This window comes from Bacillus sp. FSL M8-0256 (assembly GCF_038005765.1).
Taxonomy (GTDB): Bacteria; Bacillota; Bacilli; order Bacillales; family Bacillaceae; genus Bacillus; species Bacillus safensis.
In genome coordinates this window covers 601199-619446 of the sequence record NZ_JBBOTU010000001.1, presented here as the reverse complement: position 1 = coordinate 619446, position 18248 = coordinate 601199, and the positions used below count along the sequence as shown (strand labels likewise).

The 18248-nt window shown below is 40.9% G+C and carries 22 protein-coding genes and 1 pseudogene; 6 read left to right on the top strand and 17 right to left on the bottom strand.

Going from position 1 to position 18248, the window contains the following annotated elements; genetic code table 11:
• Window positions 1-19 precede the first annotated feature (19 nt).
• The 6 genes from NSQ76_RS03110 to NSQ76_RS03085 all read right to left on the bottom strand — a co-directional run bounded on the left by NSQ76_RS03110 (window position 20) and on the right by NSQ76_RS03085 (window position 4094).
• On the bottom strand, window positions 20-313 hold the full coding sequence (locus tag NSQ76_RS03110; protein WP_025093551.1) for a hypothetical protein: 294 nt from the start codon (window positions 311-313) through the stop codon (window positions 20-22).
• A 350-nt stretch (window positions 314-663) separates the two neighbouring features.
• Entirely contained in the window at window positions 664-1716 is a 1053-nt protein-coding gene (locus tag NSQ76_RS03105; protein WP_024425426.1) for an LLM class flavin-dependent oxidoreductase, read from the bottom strand.
• A 17-nt stretch (window positions 1717-1733) separates the two neighbouring features.
• A complete protein-coding gene (locus NSQ76_RS03100; protein WP_024425425.1) occupies window positions 1734-2357 on the bottom strand; it encodes a nitroreductase family protein in 624 nt (207 codons plus the stop codon).
• Window positions 2341-2814, bottom strand: a complete 474-nt coding sequence (locus NSQ76_RS03095; RefSeq protein WP_025093552.1) for a MarR family winged helix-turn-helix transcriptional regulator — start codon at window positions 2812-2814, stop codon at window positions 2341-2343. Before NSQ76_RS03095 ends, NSQ76_RS03100 begins: the two co-directional genes overlap by 17 nt.
• A gap of 108 nt (window positions 2815-2922) precedes the next feature.
• Complete coding sequence (locus NSQ76_RS03090) at window positions 2923-3465, bottom strand: dihydrofolate reductase family protein (RefSeq protein WP_171463998.1); 543 nt, start codon at window positions 3463-3465, stop codon at window positions 2923-2925.
• A gap of 77 nt (window positions 3466-3542) precedes the next feature.
• A complete protein-coding gene (locus tag NSQ76_RS03085) occupies window positions 3543-4094 on the bottom strand; it encodes a TetR/AcrR family transcriptional regulator (RefSeq protein ID WP_024425422.1) in 552 nt (183 codons plus the stop codon).
• 149 nt (window positions 4095-4243) lie between these two features.
• On the opposite strand from NSQ76_RS03085, the gene NSQ76_RS03080 reads away from it, so the two are divergent.
• The 3 genes from NSQ76_RS03080 (at window position 4244) to NSQ76_RS03070 (ending at window position 5867) form a co-directional block, all read left to right on the top strand.
• Complete coding sequence (locus NSQ76_RS03080; RefSeq protein ID WP_197172254.1) at window positions 4244-4867, top strand: GNAT family N-acetyltransferase; 624 nt, start codon at window positions 4244-4246, stop codon at window positions 4865-4867.
• Between the two features lie 68 nt (window positions 4868-4935).
• Entirely contained in the window at window positions 4936-5331 is a 396-nt protein-coding gene (locus NSQ76_RS03075) for a VOC family protein (RefSeq protein ID WP_024425420.1), read from the top strand.
• Complete coding sequence (locus NSQ76_RS03070) at window positions 5328-5867, top strand: GNAT family N-acetyltransferase (RefSeq protein ID WP_073204019.1); 540 nt, start codon at window positions 5328-5330, stop codon at window positions 5865-5867. Before NSQ76_RS03075 ends, NSQ76_RS03070 begins: the two co-directional genes overlap by 4 nt.
• Here NSQ76_RS03070 and NSQ76_RS03065 read toward each other — a convergent pair.
• Window positions 5864-6133 carry a YesK-like family protein gene (locus tag NSQ76_RS03065; RefSeq protein ID WP_024425418.1) on the bottom strand — a complete coding sequence of 90 codons (270 nt, stop codon included), beginning with the start codon at window positions 6131-6133 and terminating at the stop codon, window positions 5864-5866. The two genes, NSQ76_RS03070 and NSQ76_RS03065, sit on opposite strands and share 4 nt — an antisense overlap.
• Window positions 6134-6174: 41 nt before the next feature.
• Between NSQ76_RS03065 and NSQ76_RS03060 the strand changes: the two genes are divergently transcribed.
• Window positions 6175-6648, top strand: coding sequence for a GNAT family N-acetyltransferase (locus NSQ76_RS03060; RefSeq protein ID WP_025093555.1), 474 nt, complete (start codon window positions 6175-6177; stop codon window positions 6646-6648).
• Here NSQ76_RS03060 and NSQ76_RS03055 read toward each other — a convergent pair.
• From NSQ76_RS03055 to NSQ76_RS03040, 4 genes are all read right to left on the bottom strand, one after another.
• Window positions 6640-7428: a GNAT family N-acetyltransferase gene (locus tag NSQ76_RS03055; protein ID WP_341052330.1), complete on the bottom strand. Its 789-nt coding sequence runs from the start codon at window positions 7426-7428 to the stop codon at window positions 6640-6642. The genes NSQ76_RS03060 and NSQ76_RS03055 overlap by 9 nt on opposite strands.
• Before the next feature lie 186 nt (window positions 7429-7614).
• Window positions 7615-8643: an acyltransferase family protein gene (locus tag NSQ76_RS03050; RefSeq protein ID WP_125587421.1), complete on the bottom strand. Its 1029-nt coding sequence runs from the start codon at window positions 8641-8643 to the stop codon at window positions 7615-7617.
• 138 nt (window positions 8644-8781) lie between these two features.
• Window positions 8782-9978 carry an MFS transporter gene (locus NSQ76_RS03045; protein WP_103132691.1) on the bottom strand — a complete coding sequence of 399 codons (1197 nt, stop codon included), beginning with the start codon at window positions 9976-9978 and terminating at the stop codon, window positions 8782-8784.
• A gap of 31 nt (window positions 9979-10009) precedes the next feature.
• Window positions 10010-10615, bottom strand: a complete 606-nt coding sequence (locus NSQ76_RS03040) for a TetR/AcrR family transcriptional regulator (RefSeq protein ID WP_341052325.1) — start codon at window positions 10613-10615, stop codon at window positions 10010-10012.
• Window positions 10616-11034: 419 nt separating this feature from the next.
• Between NSQ76_RS03040 and NSQ76_RS03035 the strand changes: the two genes are divergently transcribed.
• Both NSQ76_RS03035 and NSQ76_RS03030 read left to right on the top strand, forming a co-directional pair.
• The gene (locus NSQ76_RS03035; protein ID WP_024427804.1) at window positions 11035-11487 is read left to right on the top strand and encodes a MarR family winged helix-turn-helix transcriptional regulator; all 453 of its coding nucleotides are present in this window, start codon (window positions 11035-11037) and stop codon (window positions 11485-11487) included.
• Between the two features lie 56 nt (window positions 11488-11543).
• Window positions 11544-12428, top strand: a complete 885-nt coding sequence (locus NSQ76_RS03030) for an alpha/beta fold hydrolase (protein WP_277722403.1) — start codon at window positions 11544-11546, stop codon at window positions 12426-12428.
• Between the two features lie 35 nt (window positions 12429-12463).
• On the opposite strand, the gene NSQ76_RS03025 is transcribed toward NSQ76_RS03030, so the two are convergent.
• The 6 genes and pseudogenes from NSQ76_RS03025 to NSQ76_RS03000 form a co-directional block, all read right to left on the bottom strand.
• A complete protein-coding gene (locus NSQ76_RS03025; protein ID WP_341052320.1) occupies window positions 12464-13612 on the bottom strand; it encodes a type II asparaginase in 1149 nt (382 codons plus the stop codon).
• Between the two features lie 670 nt (window positions 13613-14282).
• Window positions 14283-14408 carry a hypothetical protein gene (locus NSQ76_RS03020; protein ID WP_277600443.1) on the bottom strand — a complete coding sequence of 42 codons (126 nt, stop codon included), beginning with the start codon at window positions 14406-14408 and terminating at the stop codon, window positions 14283-14285.
• Window positions 14409-14493: 85 nt separating this feature from the next.
• The gene (locus NSQ76_RS03015; RefSeq protein ID WP_197172264.1) at window positions 14494-15255 is read right to left on the bottom strand and encodes an SDR family NAD(P)-dependent oxidoreductase; all 762 of its coding nucleotides are present in this window, start codon (window positions 15253-15255) and stop codon (window positions 14494-14496) included.
• 167 nt (window positions 15256-15422) lie between these two features.
• Window positions 15423-15551, bottom strand: a pseudogene (locus NSQ76_RS03010) (MmcQ/YjbR family DNA-binding protein); the annotation flags it as partial.
• 102 nt (window positions 15552-15653) lie between these two features.
• Window positions 15654-16547, bottom strand: coding sequence for an alpha/beta hydrolase (locus NSQ76_RS03005; RefSeq protein ID WP_034622730.1), 894 nt, complete (start codon window positions 16545-16547; stop codon window positions 15654-15656).
• A gap of 193 nt (window positions 16548-16740) precedes the next feature.
• Complete coding sequence (locus NSQ76_RS03000) at window positions 16741-18180, bottom strand: DHA2 family efflux MFS transporter permease subunit (protein WP_263905456.1); 1440 nt, start codon at window positions 18178-18180, stop codon at window positions 16741-16743.
• Window positions 18181-18248 lie beyond the last annotated feature (68 nt).

Here is an 18248-nt window from a genome sequence, read left to right as displayed (position 1 = left end):
CTGTCAGCTTTGCGTTTATTTAATTAAATCCCGGATCGCGTACCACTGTTCCAGTAAATGTGACTCTATATTTTCCTAATCCTAATTCTTCAATAGAGGTTTGTTTTAATATCCCTACCCAGCCATCCTCTGCATATACAATACTTTCTGGGATGTTTGATGTCGTATATGTTCTTGTTACTGAAACAGTTCGACTGGCCTGAGCCGTTACTTCACTGTTTGTTTGCTCCTTTGCTTCCACTGGAGCAGTTGTGACCCCAGCACCCGTTAAGACAATTGCTCCAACCAAAACAGAAGACATGACCTTTTTCACAAAAAAATCCCTCCCTTTTTTGTTGAACGTATAAACTATACCATAATTTAGAACTTTTGTGAGTTTATTTTTTCATTTTTTTGAAAATTATGATATCATTGTCTTATGCTGGATAGAGTGCGTTACATACTTCTATGCATTTATCCTCACCTCAATCTAGTGAAACAATTGTGAACGGAGGTGATTTCATGAAAAAATGGCTCATCTGTTTTCAACTTGTTTTCCTCTTCTCCTTGGCGATCACACCATTTGCTTCTGCTGCTTCATGCCCTACAGTGAAACCATGTGTTATTGATCCTTAAGCATAAGAAAAGGCCGATCAAGCCTATTCTCTTGATCGGCCTTTTTATTTATTTTTGCTCTGCTTCCCAGCGGGCAACCTCTTCTCTTACTTTAGGAGCCACTTCTTTTCCAAATAGCTCAATGGCTTTCAGCACTTGATCATGCGGCATTGAACCAACCGGTACATGAAGCATAAAACGTGTGATGCCTACATTTTTTCTAAGGTGAATGACTTTCTCTGCCACTGTATCTGGATCTCCTACATACAGCGCGCCTTCTAAAGTTCTCGCTGCATCAAACGTAGAACGAGTATAAGGTCCCCAGCCGCGCTCTCTCGCTAATGTGTTCATCACATGCTGTGTAGATGGGAAGAATTGATCTGCTGCCAGGTCTGTTTCTGCCGCAACAAATCCATGAGAATGTGATGCTACAGTTAATTTCTCAGGGTCATGTCCAGCGTGCACTGCCGCTTGCTTGTACAGCTGAACGAGCGGTGCGAACTGTCTAGGACTTCCGCCAATGATGGCAAGTACAAGCGGTAACCCTAGTAATCCAGCACGTACGACAGATTCACGGTTTCCTCCACTGCCGATCCAGATTGGAAGCGGATCTTGAACAGGTCTTGGGTACACCCCAACATCCTGAATGGATGGGCGATGCTTTCCGCTCCATGTTACACGCTCTGACTGCTGTAATTTCAACAGCAAATCAAGCTTTTCTTCAAATAATTCTTCATAGTCATCAAGGTCATAGCCAAAGAGCGGGAATGATTCAATAAATGAACCACGGCCTGCCATAATTTCTGCACGTCCGTTTGATAGTCCATCCAGCGTTGCAAAATCCTGAAATACACGAACAGGATCTGCTGATGAAAGAACTGTCACTGCACTTGTCAGACGAATATTTTTTGTTTGTGTGGCTGCAGCCGCTAAGACGACAGCTGGATTCGAAGCGGCGAAATCCTCACGGTGATGCTCACCTACGCCAAATACATCAAGACCGACTTGATCTGCTAAAATAATTTCTTCTACTACTTCTCGAATACGCTGTGCGTGACTGACTGTTTTTCCTGTTTGAAAATCGGGTGTTGTTTCAACAAATGTACTAATTCCTAGTTCCATAATGGGAACCCCCTGTCTTATAAATATGTCACAAATTCAGAAACTGGCTTTCTATAGCCTCTCGCTTGTCTGCTCTCTACTTTTTCTTTTCCGAGTGTAATCATTAACACAGGAACCAAATCTGATTGAATGTTTAATACCTTTTTCATTGCTTCGGGATCAAATCCGATCATCGGGCAAGTATCCCAGCCTTTATTTTTAGCGGCAAGCATAAACAGCATGGCAGATAAGGAAGCATTGCGGATCGCCTCTTCCTTCTGGAAATCGGCTCCTCTCTGCACATAAAAGCTCATGGTCTCTCTGACCATTTCTTCATATTGCTGCGCATTGATAATGCCTAGCATTTTTAGGCCTTCATATATGTTCCCTGCGTGCTCATAAGCTTTTGGATCTCCGAGTACGATGATCGCTGCTGAAGCAGAGTGCACTTTATATTGTCCAAATGCCGCTTCTCTTACTTGTTCTTTCAGCTCTTCTGTTTGGACGACAACATATTGTGTATGCTGCAAGTTAAAAGCTGATGGTGCCAGCTTGACCTCTTCAAATATGCTGTTAAGCTCTTCTCTCGAAATCGAGATATTTGGCAAAAAATTTGATGCGGATCGTCTTTCACGTACCAACGTATCAAAGCTGAGTGTCATCTTGTTTCCCCTTTTCGCGAAGTTGTTTTGCACCTAAACCGATTTTTTTCAGTAATTCAATGAGCTGCTCTTTTTCTTCTTTTTCAATAAAGGCTAGATTTTGCGAAATGACCTCTGTGTGTTTAGGGAAAATATCGTCAAACAATTGCTTCCCTTTTTCCGTCAGCCATACATGAAATACCCGCTTATCTGAAGGCGCACATTGCCTTTTCACCAGTTCTTGTTTTTCTAGTTTGTTCACGACATATGTCATGCTTCCACTTGGGATTGAGAGGATATCGCTAATTTTTTGAACAGGCTGAGGCCCTTTACTGTAGAGCAATTCAAGGATCTGAAAGTTTTCAAATCCGATATCATAACGTTCAATGTCTTTTTGGATATTTGTAAAAAGGGCTTGATAGGCTTTCATCCACACGCGGAATAGCCTTAAATCTAATTCATGATCATGCTGCACCATGGCAACTACTCCTTTTTCAATAAATCCTAACACTAGGATAAATTTATCCTAACACTAGGATATTTTCTTGTCAACGAGTTTATTTCATAAAAAAAAGACCACCTTGGTTCAGTGATCCTCTTCTTTTAAGATAAAATGCATTTCAGCAATTTGTTTATATTGATTTACTTCCTGTAATGAGAACCTAGATTCCAGATCCGCCGGCGAAAAGAGAGGAATTCCTCTTCCAATGATGACAGGTACGATTTGAAGAAAAAGCTCATCAACCAATCTTTCTTTTATGAAAGATTGAAGCAGTCCCCCGCCGCCGACAATCCAAATATTCCGGCCTGTTTCATTCTTTAATTTTTTCACAAATGATAAGACATCTTCGCGAATGATATGGGTTCCTTCCAGACTGTCTTGTAACGTACGTGACATGATATAACATGTCTTTCCTTCATAAGGAAACTCATCTGGTGACAGCTGAAGAACTTGTTCATATGTATTGCGCCCCATGATCAGTGTATCGACTGACGCATAAAAGGTGTCATAGCTCGTTTCTTCTTCGCCCTCTGTCCCTATCAGCCAATCGAGCCGGTGATCCTCTCTCGCTAAATATCCATCGATACTCATCGCCCCATAAAAAAGCAGCTTCCTTTTCTCACTCACTCCCACCACTCCCTTACTTCAAATAAGAACATATATTCTATTTTATCAAAAAGGAAAGACAAAGGCTACATAACTTTTTACGATTCCTGTTCCACCTTGAGGAGAAGCTCGTATAATTTATGCGCGAGCTTGCCGGCATCAATGGTCATTTCTTCGTGAATCCATTCCTCGAGTACACCCACGACACCAGACACGACAAAAGAGGCCTCTATTTGCTCATTCTCTGTAATAGGACGCTGATCAAGCTGCCACTCTTTCATGATTTTTTCTTTGAAAAATGCTTTGAATTGGTTTGTCGTTGGACCATTTGGTTTTACAAATAACGTCAACATATATTGATTCTCTTTCAAGTACTCCGTCGTTTTGTTTAAAAAGGAAAGCATATCAAGAGGATCCTGACTTGGAAAGGTTTCATCATATAACCCCCCGAGCTGATCGAATAGTTCTTTCTCAAGCTGTTCATATAAATCAAACACATCTTGATAGTGCAAATAAAAGGTTCCCCTGCCTAAATCCGCTTTCCTTGATAGCTCTGATACCGTAATCTGCTGCACTTCCTTTTCCTTTAACAGCTCAAGGAAGCTTTCCCGAATGGCTCTTTTTGTTTTGATTGTTCGTCTGTCCTTCATGACATCCCCTCCATTGTTGAACAATCAGGCGCCAAATGTCTATTTATGAACAGGATCTCATCCATTGCCGATGTTCGATTGGTTTACTTCTTATTATACTCAACACATGTTCAATAATCTATATGTGTTCAGTAAAGGAGGACCATTATATGTTTCATTTTAGACTTGCTAGAGAGGATGAACTGCCTCAAGTGGCAGAGTTGTTAGATGATTCGTTTCAGGACTATTCATTTTTTGACCTATTATGTGAAAAGGTCTCAAACCGGTCTGCTTTCGCTCGTCAGCTGCATTTGGTCAATACAAAGGTGTATTTTCAGCATCAAATCTGTTTGGTCGGGGTTGAAAACGAGAACATTGTGTCTGCTGCCCTTTTAAAGCATCCGCGTCTTCCTGAACCAGGCTTCATGGATTATGTGTTATCAGGTGGGTTAAAGCTGCTCTTCATTGGCGGTATATCGGCGGTTCAGCATGTGTTCCGTGTGTTAAAGGAGGCGAAAAAAGCATGTTCTTCCTTAAAGCAGCCTTACTGGTATTTAGAAGCACTTGTCGTGGCAAAAGACCAGCAAGGAAAAAAACTCGGAAGCCGCATGTTAAAGCAATGCCTTTTTCCCTTTATCGCCCGGCAAGGCGGCGGACTGTTTACACTGATGACACACAACGAGGCCAATCGTCATTTCTACCGAAAAAATGGCTGGATGGAGTTTGATGAAAGGGTACTGCGCGGAAAGGAAATGTCCTTGGAAAGCTGGAGCTATAAAACCGTGATTAAATAAGGTATCCTCTTCAGGTGATGATATAATAGAGTCAGTTCAATCAATGATCATACTTGGAGGAGAGACTGATGATACGACGACTTGATCATATCGTGTTGACTGTACAACATATGGAGGACACCATTCGCTTTTATACAAACGTATTAGGGATGAAGGAAGAAACTTTTGGTGAAGGCCGTAAAGCGCTTCGTTTTGGTTTACAGAAGATCAACCTTCATGAAGCTGGTCATGAATTTGAGCCAAAAGCAGCTCATCCTCTTCCTGGATCTCATGATTTGTGCTTTATCACCGATTTAGACATGGACAGTTTGCTGCTGCACCTCCGGAAGCAAGTGGTCCCCATTGAAGAGGGGCCGGTCAGACGCACAGGTACATTAGGTCCAATTGAATCTGTTTATATCCGTGATCCTGATCTGAATTTAATTGAAATCTCTCGATATATAGAGGAGGGTGATCCGTCATGACTCGTATATTTTTGAGACCGATTGAAGAGCAAGATTATCCTGGTATTCAAAGAGGATGCCAGCATGCAGAAACACTTTATATGACTGGCACACGCAAAACGTTCACACTAGAAGAAATTCGCTCCGCCTATACCCGCTTTTTGCAGGATGACAGCAGACGAGATTTCGCCATTTGTCTACTAGACACGAAAGAGATGATTGGAGATGCGGCGATTGTGGACATTGATCCAATCAATCATACGGCAAGCTTCCGCATTGCGCTTCACGGGCCAGAGTATTTTCAAAAAGGCTATGGCACTGAAGCTGTTCGGATGGTTCAAGCATTTGCCTTTGACACATTAGAACTCAACCGTCTAGAGCTTGAAGTCTTTTCCCACAATCCAAGAGCCTTTCGAAGCTATGAGAAAGCCGGATTTCAATATGAAGGAAAAAGACGCCAAGCGCTCTATTTCAACGGTACATACTCAGATGTCATCATCATGGGCATCCTTCGTGAAGAATATAAAAACATGATGGATACAGATGCTCCTGCTTAAGAAGGGTCATCTTTTTTAAAAAATTGAATCCCAGTGACGATGATTAAACAAATGATGGAAGAGAGAACGATAGAGATACTCGCTAGACTAAGCACCATGCCTTCCCATCTGCCAATAAAAAAACTAACAATCAATAAAACCAAACCAAATAAAATCAAGCATATTGGGACAATGAACCCCGCATGGCGCTGCCGGCGTCTTTTCCCTGCCCACCATGAGAGACACAAGACAACGATTGTAAAAAAGGCGGTTTGCAGCCAGAACATGTGATATCAACTCCTAACCCATAACAATGGAGGTACTTCAAATGAACATTAGACCCATTGAGCAAAAAGACAACCCGTATATCGCAGCGATTATCCGCCAGTCACTAGAATCAGCGAATCTAGCGATTGAAGGAACAGCCTACACTGATCCCCAACTTGACCAGCTTTTCGAATACTATCAATCATTGACTCATGCAGCCTATTGGATTGCTGAAGAGCAGGGTGAGATTGTGGGCGGTGTAGGGATTGCTCCATTTACAAAGGGAGTATGTGAATTACAAAAGCTTTATTTAAGTCCAAAAGCACAAGGAAAAGGTGCGGGCAAAAAACTGATGGATACGGCGCTGGAATATGCCTCTGCATACTACGAAGCGTGTTATTTAGAAACCCGCCGGGAATTAACAGCAGCTATAGGCCTTTATCAGCGATATGGCTTTTCTCTTCTTTCAGAACCGCTTGAAGGCTCTGAGCATTCTGCAATGGATGCTTGGTATCTCAAAACCTTCTCATCTTGAACCATAAAACAATCGATAGGTTTTGAGCCTCTGAAAGCCTAACTTATCTGCCAGTTTGATTGAAGCTAGGTGATGGACATCGCAATCCCAATGCGGTGTCCTCTTTTTTTCAAGACAGGTGCTGATCATATGCTGAGCTGACAGCAGCGCCAAACCTTTTCCGCGATAAGACTCATCTGTCCAAATATCTATCTCCGCACGATCCATACTTGAAAAAATAGAGACGCATTCACTGACCACGTTCTCTCCATTTAAAATGGCAATCCCGATTCCCTTTGATAGAAAACGAGCTGTTTCTCCCCAATAGGCTTCGTAATAGCTAGGAGGGAAAGCACTGCTTGCAGTCATCACCTGCTCATTTGTCCGCTCTACTCTATAGCCTGGATGAGGCTGAGTGGCATGAGAATATGCCTGTGAATAAACGTACGCATGTCTTTCCATTTCATTCAGATGTAACCCAAGACATTTTTTCATCATTGCATCTGTTAATGGATTTGCTGAAAATAAGGTGAATCGGCCGTTTTGTCTTTTCTGCCTTTCGTACACATCCACAATGAAGGCTGAGCAGCGTAACAACTCCGCTTCACTCCTTCCTGACACATAATAAATGCCGCATGAAGCTTCGAGAAAATAAACAAGCGGATGCACTTCATCATCGACATAAAGATGTCCTTGTATCATGCCATCCATGACCGCATCTACAAACACTGGATATGCCGGATCGATCTGCCGAATTCCTTTTTTCATTGATGGTGTCTTTTGCTGCTTCAATAGATGCACGATGATCCCCCCTATCCTTCCATTATAAAGAAAAAGCGGCTGACATAGAGAATTCTTTGCCAAAAAAGGGATTTTGCATCAAAGGCGCCATTTTAAAAAAGAGACCTCATTTAAAAGGTCTCTTACATTCTGGATGATATTATTCTGCTGATGCTTCTTCTGTCACCTTCCCCTTCCATATCAGGGTTAAGCGACTGTTTTTCGTCTCGTTCTGTTGATTTTACCGACAAACATATAGCCATATTTATAATGATTCGCTAACCATGACAATAGGATAGATCCAGCAATTGCTAGTGCTGATATTATGATTGTCCCTACAAAGAATGGATAATCTTTTAATTGTCCCCATAGCAACACAGAGATACCTAGAAAATACCCGTGAAGCAAATAGATGGTGAATGAATATTGACTAATGACAGCTACGAAAGGTGGAACGCTTTTCACTTTAGAAAACAAGAGAAAACATAAGAAGACAATACTGATTGTATAAAGAACAACGTCTGGCCTCTTAGAAGAAGGCTCGAAAAAGCCTACATATGAATTGCTTAGAAGGGTCGCTGCGGAAATCAAAACAAGTCCATACACGGCATACTTAAAACGATGAAGTCTTGTGATAAACTGCTGATAATTCACTCCACAATAATAGGCTAAACAAAAATAGAATAACCACCCTGGAAATGGAATCCATTCTAAGCCAAACATTGGATTAGGTAATTGAGGTTGTGGGATTTTGACGAGGTTCATGACACTTAAATAACCAACTGTGATGATAAAGGAGATCGGCAATACCCATTTGGCTGAGGTACGCTTAGCAATTTTGTGAAAAAACATATGCAAAAAGTAAAATTGAAAAATAATCAGAACAAAATAACCAATATAATTTCCCAATAAGACATTTGCTGAAGCTCTTTTAAAAAAGTCAGCTGCCCCTCCATTTAACGATGCCGAATGCATAAACCCATCGACAATCCCAATAAATACAAATGGGAAAAAGATGGCTTTCACTCTCTTCCACATAAATCCTTTAGGTGTACCATTTGGATAAGCATGCGCCAATAAAAACTCAGAAATGAAAATAAAACTCGGTGTACTGAACATGAGTAGTGCTACAAGAATCGATGATGATTGAGGACTAGATAAAATGGCTATTGCATGAATGAGCACAACACTCAAACACGAGATACACCGAATAAAAAAAATCTCTTTAATTTGCATTGAAAATCCCCCTCTTGCATTTGGTAAAACATGTATTAGATTAACATGAATAACACCTTATCAACAGGGACCTTGTGATTATTTTCAAAAATCTATCCAAAAGGAACAAAAAAAAGAGCCCTAGTTAGAGCCCCTAATCTAATCAGATTCAACCGTTGCCTTCCCTTTCCAAATAAGGGTTAAGCCTAATCCAAGAAATAAGACAACACCTGCGAATAAAAATGGGAAATGAATATTTTGATCGAATAAAATGCCGCCAAGTGCCGGCCCGAAAATCGTACCTAGGCTTGTGTAGGTAGAGTTCATCCCTGCGACAAATCCTTGCTGGTTGCCAGCAATTTTGGATAAGAAGGTCGTTAATGCTGGACGCAATAAATCAAACGCAAGGAAAATGACACATGTGACAATCAGAACAACCAAAAAGCCTGAAACAACGGTTGAAACGAAAGCAAGGACAGCCCCGATAATCAGACATAGCTGAATGACTCTTTTTTCTCCTAGGGTATTTACCAGTTTACCAAACACAAGTACTTGGATGATGACTGCCACAATCGAGCTGACGGTAATGATCACGGCAATATCTTTTGGACCAAATCCAAACTTATGATTTGTGAACAAGCTAAAGACTGTTTCATATGCAGATAGTCCAAATGCGAGGACAAACACAATGATAAAGGCGATGAGGTAGCTTGGATGAATTGATTTTTTCAAATCTTTAAAGAAAGTCGATTCTTTCACTTCATTCATTTGCTTCTCTCGCTCTTCTTTTGTTAAAGGCTCCTTCAGCATAAACATAGACGAAATGACGGCAATAAACGCAATCCCTGCCGCAAAGAAGAATGGCAGGCGTACGCCGTATTCTGCTATAAACCCGCCAATTCCCGGGCCGATGATAAAACCGGTACTAATGGCCGCAGAGACATAGCCCATCGCCTTTGATCTTTCTTGAACGGTCGTAATATCTGCGACATATGCAGTGACAGCCGGCATAATAAATGCCGCACTAATACCGCCTAGAAGCCTTGCAACATACAGGACGTACACGTGTGTTCCAAGACCAAAAACGAGTTCTGATAACGCGAATAGAAACAGCCCAGACACAATCATAATCTTTCTTCCGTAGCGGTCTACCCATCTCCCTGCAATAGGTGATGCGATGAGCTGGGCAACGGCAAACGCCGCCACAAGGTATCCCATCGTACTCCCTGTTAGATGCATGACATTCATGAATAGCGGCATGACAGGAATAATGAGACCGATGCCTAAAAACGCAATAAATATATTACTTAATAAAATCACGAGTACTGCTTTTTGCTCACGAATCGGTTTTTGCATGATGTTTGTTTCCCCTTTACTGACTCACTTGTTACTCATGATGGTTGATTCCGTGAATAAACAATGAGATCGCCTCTTTTTGTAACTCTTTCTTCTGCTCAATGGTGTCATTTTTATATAACACGTCTAATCCATAAAAAACGGAAAGTAATATTTTCACTTTTGACTCCACATGCTGGATCGACCAGCTGCCATCTTTGTTTCCTTCAAGTAAGATATCTCTCATCACATCATCAAAATCGACATCAATCTTGTTCAGCCGCTCCATGACTTCGTTTGATGTAAAAGCACTGGCACAAAATTCCTCACTCGCTCTCATTAATGGGTAGTTAATGCCCATTTGACTGAGCATCTCTGCAAATGCAGCGAGCTTATCGACAGCCCGGTGCTGTGTTTTCTTCTCCTCATGCCACGTTTCCATCATCAAACGATGATCCTCTTCCATAATATGAAGAAACAAAAACTCTTTTCCTTTGAAATGATGATAGAGATTGCCTTTACTCACCTCAGCAGCCTCTAAAATATCGCGCACGGATGTTTCTGAATATCCTTTTTTCGCAAATAAATCACGAGAAGCGGTGACGATTTTTTGCTTCGTCTTCTCACTCTTTCCAGCCCCGCTTTGTGTACTTGTCATGTGTCACAATCCCTTTCTACCCTGCATTTCTTCATACGGACAAAATAAAACCGACCAGTTGGTTTATTTTTTATTATAAATGGATTTTTATCATAATACAATAAAAAAGGCATTGACTTCATAAGGAGTGATTCATGTGAAAACAAACAGAACAGTCATTTGCGCTATCACCAAAAAGGACTTATACGTATTTTTCTTCTGCGACCTTTTCATGGCTACTTTGGCGTACTACGTGTTCAAATTCAAGCCAACGACATTTTATGAATGTGCGGGAATCATGGGAAGTATTCTTTGTCCCTTTTTGATGAAAAAGTGGATATACCGATGATCTCCCTTTCAGTATATCCGTCATTCATTTAACTTTTCTTTATATTTAACTTCACTTAAATATAAAGATTGCCTATAATAGAAAAGAGGTGATGTCATTGGATGAGGAAATCATTCATTACGGTAAAAAGATCATTGAATACTCGAATGCTCTAGGCTCAATTTATGTAGAAGAGTATCAGCGATTTTTAAAACATGAGTATGCAGATTTATCAGCCAAACAAGAGCTGACACTTGAGCTATTGCGCACGAAAACGAGAACAATCAATGAATTAGCTGATTACTTTTCGATTTCTGCCAGCGCAGCTAGCCAGCTTGTATCAAAGCTTGAGAAGCTCGGCTATGTCAAACGAGAAATTAATCCACATAACCGAAGAGAAATCATTGTTGATTGTGCTCAAAAGGGCCATGACTATCACAAGAATACGGAAGACATTCAACTGCACCTTATACAAAAATACTATGCAAAGCTTCCAAAAGAAGATTTAAAAACATTACTATCTCTATACGAAAAAATCTATCAGATTGCAAAAGAAGCGCCTTAATACGGTGTTTCTCTCATCAATATTTAAGTTATCTAAACTATTAAGGGGATGAAAATATGCAAAGCATTCATTTACAAGATGGCCGTCACATCGGTTTGACTCAATACGGTGATCTTGAGGGGTTTCCAGTATTCTTTTTTCATGGGACACCTGGATCAAGAGTGATGTTTTTAGATGATGATTCAATCTCTCAAGAACTCGGCATTCGTCTCATCTGTTTGGATCGACCTGGATTTGGTTTATCTACCCCTCTACCTGACCGTACAATTTTAGACTGGGCAAAAGACGTGCTGGAAGTGGCAGATGATCTTGGTATTCAACATTTTTCAGTGATGGGTGTATCTGGAGGCGGCGCATTCGCTGCTGGTTGTGCCTATCAATTGCCGGATCGAGTCCTTTCAGCTGCACTGATCTCAAGTACAACCCCTTTTCAGAACGGGAAACCGCCTAAAAGTATGCTGAAAGAAAACAAATTGGCTTTTTTCCTTAGTAAGAAGTTTCCTTGGCTATTGAAAGCAAGCTATCGTTCCCAGAAGAAAATGATTGAGAACAAACCAGAGAAATTTAAGAAGTTGGCCAAAAACGGGAACAAGCATTTACATCCGTGGGATCGGCAATTCCTTCAAACCGATGAGCAGTTAGAGATGATGATGACACATTTATACGAAGCGACTCGTCAATCGGTGGATGAATGTATTCGTGAACCCATTTTACTCTCGAAACCATGGGCATTCGATATGAAAGATATTCAAATCCCTGTTGATGTATGGCATGGAAAAGAAGATACGATGGCTCCATTTGTAGAAATAGAAAAAATAGCTCAGGCGATTCCAAACGTCAAAACCCATTATATCGATCAAGCAGGGCACTTTCTTACTGATGTAGACGATATTTGGCGAGATATTTTACTCTCTTTAAAGGAGCGTGCTGAAAATGCATGAAAAAAGACCCGATGTCTTTCGGGTCTTTTTCTCCGTTAATACTGTTCATAATACCTTTGCACTTTAACTGGATCTTTTGTCTTCGTTAGTGCCAGCATGAGCAGAATACGTGCTTTTTGCGGGTTTAATGAATCAGACGACACAAAGTGATGTTCATCATCCGTTTTTTCATGGGTGACAATTCCATTACCCGTACGGCTTGACCTCACAAGAACCACATCTTTTTTCACTGCATCTGTTGCCCCTTTGATGGCTTCTGTTGACATCGTTCCATTTCCTGCTGCAGCGACGACAATCCCTTTCGCACCTGCTTTTACTGCTGCATCATACATATATTTTTGATCATTTTGATAGCCATATAAAATATCGACTTGCGGTAATTTTTTTATCTTTGATACATCAAATTCACTTTCAGTCGTATGTTTTCTTGTCGGTTCGTTATAAAAGGACACCACTTCACCAGTAACTTCTCCGATGTATCCTTGCTCAAGTGACTTGAACGCATCGGTTGTAGTCGTGTTTGTTTTCGTAACAAATCGAGCTGATGCAATTCGGTCATTTAATGTGACCATGACCCCTTTGCCCTTTGCTTCTTTGGTTGATGCAATTTTCACCGCATGATACAAGTTAAGCGGACCATCCGCACTGATTGCCGATGCTGGTCTCATTGAGCCAACGACCACGACAGGCTTATCACTTTTAACAACCAGATGTAAAAAGTAAGCTGTTTCTTCAAGTGTATCTGTTCCATGCGTGATGACAATGCCATCTACTTGATCATCTTTTAATAGTTCATTCACTCGCTTGGCTAATTTTAAAAGAAGAGCGTTATCAACATTTTCACTGCCGACATTCGCAACCTGCTCACCCGTAACATTTGCAATATCCTTCAGCTGTGGAACGGAAGCAATGACTTTATCAATGCCGAGTGAACCAGATTTATAGCCCGTCGTATCTGTATCACTGTCTGAACTGCCAGCAATCGTCCCGCCCGTGGCTAATACCTTAATATTTGATAAGGACTTATTCCCTGTTTCAACCGCCTTGTTTTTCTCTTTTGTTTCATTGGATACGTTTTCTTTTTCGCTTTGAGTATTCTCTTGAGTGCCTGTGTTCGCACAGGCTGCTGTCACCAATAATAAAACAGAAAGAAGGACAGCACCTAACCATTTTGTCATGTTCATTGGATCATCTCTTTTCCTCATTTGATGGATTTCATGGCTAAATCTCTTTCTATAGGCTTTACTTTATACCATACCTTCATTCATCGACATGAGGCTAAAGATATAGAAACAAATAAAGGTAAAAAGGGCGTTATATTAATGATTTATTCAATTCTTATTACCTAAATTTGCTGTAATTAAGTTGAGTATTGGAGGTGGCGTATTTTAAAAATAACCGATGCTTGATAATGACTTTATGATAAAATATAGTAAATTTTACAAAAAAGGAGTATACATTTTGCATTCGCTTCAACCCTTTTACAAAATCCTCATCACACTATTCATCAGCTCTATTTTACTCGGCTTGTTTGTCTGCTTATTTCCACCTATTCAAGCTGAGCCTGCGTTTCTGATATTTTATATTCCTATTCTTTTTGTTTTTTATTTCGTCTTTGCGGTTCCTTTGCAGTTATTGTTTTCTTTGCAGCCAAAGGCTTTCCATCCTCTTTATTTAGCTGCGTATTTACTGATAGCAATGGTTATCATACTCTTTTTCATTGATGGAATTGGGAGTAAGGTGTCTTTACCCATCATCATCATGAGCAGTCTTATCTACTGGACTTGTGATTCTTTGTTTTATCAAAGAATGCATGAAAAAAACACCTAACGCGAAGGTGTTTTTTCATTTTCTTTAAAGCATGTCTATCTTTTTCCCATCAAATAATCGGTATCCATCTTGAGCGATCTTCCTAGGACGTACAAAATCCTGTTCTGTATAGTAATGAAGGGCAATTTTGTGATGCTTCATCGCCTTCACTTGTTACATTCCTCCTATGCTTGACCACACAGTCAATCACACCATAAAAAAATCACTGAGGATATCTACCTCAGTGATGGAATCTTTATTTCATAACTGTACCAGCGTGTGAAAAGATCGGATCTTTTAATTCAAATTCGAATGTCTTTCCGTCCACAATACCGACTGTTTTTTCACTGTCATAAAGCTCAAGCATACAAGCTGCCATTTCTTTTGATGTATGATATTTCTTGAAATTGCCTTCATATTCAAATTCGTCAACATCCAATGAACGCTTTGCAAATTCTGATTCTGTCGCGGATGGCGCTAATACTTTTGCCTGTAATTTGGCTCCTTTTCCTTTCAACTCTAGGGCCAGCCCTTCTGTAAAGGCGCTCACGTAAAACTTCGTTGCTGAATAGGTGACCGCATTGCCGACGACTGTATAGCCAGCTCGTGAAGAAATGTTAATGAGCTGCGCTCCCTCTACTTGCTCATAATCACGAACAAATAGGGTGGATAGAATCGTTAATGCTTCGATATTCAGATGAAGCATATCCCCAATTTTACTTAAATCTTGTTCTCCTATAGAGCCAAAGTGACCAAACCCTGCATTATTAATGAACGTATCCAGCTCATAATCTGACAATGACTCATAAAATGAATACACTTGCTCTATGTTTGTTAAATCGACTGACTGTATGACTACTTTGATATCGGGATATTGATCATGAATCTTCATCTTCAATTCTTGGAGTTTATCAAGCCGGCGTGCAGCTAATATAAGATTTTCCCCTCGTGCTGCAAAGGCGAGAGCCGCCTCATATCCAATACCTGAGCTTGCTCCTGTAATGACTGTATAGCCCATTTTATATCCCCCTATTCGTGTCTTCTAACTGGTTAAATTATAACGACAGCGTTTCGCTCAAGTCAATTTTGAAGAGAGTCAAAGGGCATTATGTCTAACTTAGATACAGCTCCTCAGTCACTTCCTTTTAAATCATTTTGGAGGATGTCATGTTGAGATTTTTTTGTTCATTTTTGAAAAACCAATTGGTAGGAATGTTCAATTAACTCCTCTACAAATGAGGATGGAATGTCTGCATCAAGGTAAATGGAATTCCAATGAGTCTTATTCATATAGTAGCCAGGGATAATTCCTTGAGGAAAGATATCTGACCCTTTTTACATTCACTTTTCTTTTTCAGAAACAGTAATAAAAGCACAGGCCCATTGTCTCCTGTGCTTTTGAATCGCTTTGCTTTTTTATTCAAACGCTTTCTTTAGTTGATCCCCCATCAGATGCCAAGCCTCTTCAGCTATGGCTAAATCTCCGGCGTGCGTGAAGCCGTGTGGAACACCTTTAAATTGTCTGTACGTGACGTCTACCCCAGCTTCTTTTAACTTGGCAGCATATTGCTCGGCTTCTTCAGCCAGCGAATCCCTCTCTGCTGTGATGATGAGAGCTGGAGGCATTTGTGCTAAGGATGAGCGATCTGCAAACACCGGAGAAACAAGCGGATTGTGTGGATCTTGGCCTTGCAGATAGAAGGAATTAAAGAGTCTCGCCAATTCAACTGGGATCGCTTCTTCAAACGCTGGCTTTTGTGCTGGATCAGTTGCTAGATCGAGCGGCGGATAATCAAGCACTTGATAGGCAATTGGGAGTGTATTTCCTTTTTGAATATTCAATAGACAAGCAGCCGTTGCCAAATTTCCTCCTGCGCTATGTCCGCCAATGGCTAATGCATTCCGATCGATTTGAAGCTCATCAGGATGTTCATACAGCCACTTCAGTACATCGTAGCATTCATGAAGAGCGGCTGGGAAAGGGTGCTCGGGTGCAAGCTGATACTCGACATTGACAACGATACATTGCGCCCGGTCTGCAATGACTGGACACCATGGATTATCCATTTCAGCACTGCCCATGATAAATCCGCCGCCATGTAAATTCACAAAAACAGGAAGCAGCTGTTTGGATGTGTTCACTGGCTTAAATACCCACACCTTTGTTTCGCCAGCACTTGTTGGAATATCATATTCCATTTTGTTCACTTCCGGAGGATTTACTGGCTTTAGTTCCGATTGACTCGCTAATGAATCTTCAGATGGCTGGCGTAATGAAGCAGCGATTTTGATTTGTTCTTCTAAGTTCATGATCTCAGACTCCTATCTTATTCATTTCTTAGTTACTCATTCGTTTCCTTTTCCTCTTTTCCTCCTACTAAACCAGCAGCAATTTTCATTTGTTCACTTTTTACCTATCTCCCCTTTTTCTCTCTCTTTGAAACAAGCATTGAGCAAATAAAAAAGCACTGCGGCTCTATGTCCACAGTGCTTTTCATTTCTCTTATGATACTTGTTGTTCTACCTTCACTCGTTTAATGAAGAAGGCAATAATCAAACCGATGATCGTCATGATCACTGCAAAGATAAATGCATGCTGGACGCCATTTGTAAAGGCGAGCAGCTGATTCATCGGATTTGCGGGATCAGACACATTTTCCATAAAGCTGCGGGCTCCTGAAGAAAGGATCGAGATACCGATCGCAGTACCAATGGCTCCTGCCACCTGCTGCAATGTATTCATAATCGCTGTACCATGCGGATATAGCTCTGGCGGCAGCTGATTCAATCCATTTGTTTGAGCAGGCATCATGATCATCGCGATTCCGATCATTAATGTAATATGAAGGGTTACAATGAATCCAATCGACGTATTCACACTTAGATTCGTAAAGCCAAACATCGTCGCTGCGACAATGACAAGACCTGGAATGACAAGCCATTTTGGACCAAATTTATCAAATAGACCACCCATGATTGGAGATAACAGTCCGTTGATAATTCCACCTGGCAATAGCATTAAACCTGCTGTAAATGTAGAAAGCGCCAAGGACGTTTGCAGATACAATGGCAAAATCATCATAGCAGACAGCATCACCATCATACACACTAAAATCAGAAGTAACCCAATGACAAACATCGGATATTTAAACGGGCTTAAGTTCAGCATTGGTTCTTTCATGTTCAACTGTCTTAAGGAGAACACGAGAATCCCTATAACACCAACTACAATCGCAACGATGACATGCATACTGCTCCAGCCGCCGCCTTCTCCGGCACTGCTAAAGCCATACACAATTCCGCCGAAACCAATGGTTGAAAGAACAATCGATAAGATGTCGATTTTCGGTTTTGTTGGTTCTGTAATATTTTGCATAAAGATATAACCAAATACGAGTGCAGCAATTAATAAAGGAAGTGAAATCCAGAAAATCCAATGCCACGTCAACGATTTCAGAATAAGACCAGAGACGGTCGGGCCGACAGCTGGTGCAAACATGATCACAAGACCAATAATCCCCATTGATCTGCCTCGTTTATGAGGTGGAATGATGACCAAAATCGTATTAAACATCAATGGCAGAAGCAATGCTGTGCCGACTGCCTGCACGACACGTGCTACCATTAAAATACTAAAGACCGGCGCAACCGCCGCAATAAATGTTCCGATGATTGAAAAGACGAGCGATGTAATGAAAAGCTGTCTTGTCGTAAACCATTGAAGAATGAGTCCTGAAATCGGTACGAGAATACCAAGTGTTAATAAATATCCTGTTGTCAGCCACTGAGCAGTCGTCGCTTCAATTCCAAAGTCTAACGTTAAACTTCTCAGCGCCATGTTTAATGCCGTTTCACTGAACAGGCCAATAAATCCAGCAGTGATAAAAGAAATAATAATGGGCAGCGTTCGAATTTCAGAAGCTGCTGCTTTCTGTTTGTTCATATTAAGTTGGCTCCTTTTCTTTTTGAGTTTAGATGAACCTTAGGAAGTCAGGGTGGTCAGAAATGAGC

Bases quoted from the DNA above. Each gene is read 5' to 3' on its own strand.
- NSQ76_RS03105 (WP_024425426.1), bottom strand. From the start codon at position 1,716: ATGGAACTAGGAATTAGTACATTTGTTGAAACAACACCCGATTTTCAA.
- NSQ76_RS03100 (WP_024425425.1), bottom strand. From the start codon at position 2,357: ATGACACTCAGCTTTGATACGTTGGTACGTGAAAGACGATCCGCATCA.
- NSQ76_RS03095 (WP_025093552.1), bottom strand. From the start codon at position 2,814: ATGGTGCAGCATGATCATGAATTAGATTTAAGGCTATTCCGCGTGTGG.
- NSQ76_RS03085 (WP_024425422.1), bottom strand. From the start codon at position 4,094: ATGAAGGACAGACGAACAATCAAAACAAAAAGAGCCATTCGGGAAAGC.
- NSQ76_RS03080 (WP_197172254.1), top strand. From the start codon at position 4,244: ATGTTTCATTTTAGACTTGCTAGAGAGGATGAACTGCCTCAAGTGGCA.
- NSQ76_RS03075 (WP_024425420.1), top strand. From the start codon at position 4,936: ATGATACGACGACTTGATCATATCGTGTTGACTGTACAACATATGGAG.
- NSQ76_RS03070 (WP_073204019.1), top strand. From the start codon at position 5,328: ATGACTCGTATATTTTTGAGACCGATTGAAGAGCAAGATTATCCTGGT.
- NSQ76_RS03065 (WP_024425418.1), bottom strand. From the start codon at position 6,133: ATGTTCTGGCTGCAAACCGCCTTTTTTACAATCGTTGTCTTGTGTCTC.
- NSQ76_RS03060 (WP_025093555.1), top strand. From the start codon at position 6,175: ATGAACATTAGACCCATTGAGCAAAAAGACAACCCGTATATCGCAGCG.
- NSQ76_RS03050 (WP_125587421.1), bottom strand. From the start codon at position 8,643: ATGCAAATTAAAGAGATTTTTTTTATTCGGTGTATCTCGTGTTTGAGT.
- NSQ76_RS03045 (WP_103132691.1), bottom strand. From the start codon at position 9,978: ATGCAAAAACCGATTCGTGAGCAAAAAGCAGTACTCGTGATTTTATTA.
- NSQ76_RS03040 (WP_341052325.1), bottom strand. From the start codon at position 10,615: ATGACAAGTACACAAAGCGGGGCTGGAAAGAGTGAGAAGACGAAGCAA.
- NSQ76_RS03035 (WP_024427804.1), top strand. From the start codon at position 11,035: ATGTCATTGGATGAGGAAATCATTCATTACGGTAAAAAGATCATTGAA.
- NSQ76_RS03030 (WP_277722403.1), top strand. From the start codon at position 11,544: ATGCAAAGCATTCATTTACAAGATGGCCGTCACATCGGTTTGACTCAA.
- NSQ76_RS03025 (WP_341052320.1), bottom strand. From the start codon at position 13,612: ATGAACATGACAAAATGGTTAGGTGCTGTCCTTCTTTCTGTTTTATTA.
- NSQ76_RS03015 (WP_197172264.1), bottom strand. From the start codon at position 15,255: ATGGGCTATACAGTCATTACAGGAGCAAGCTCAGGTATTGGATATGAG.
- NSQ76_RS03005 (WP_034622730.1), bottom strand. From the start codon at position 16,547: ATGAACTTAGAAGAACAAATCAAAATCGCTGCTTCATTACGCCAGCCA.
- NSQ76_RS03000 (WP_263905456.1), bottom strand. From the start codon at position 18,180: ATGAACAAACAGAAAGCAGCAGCTTCTGAAATTCGAACGCTGCCCATT.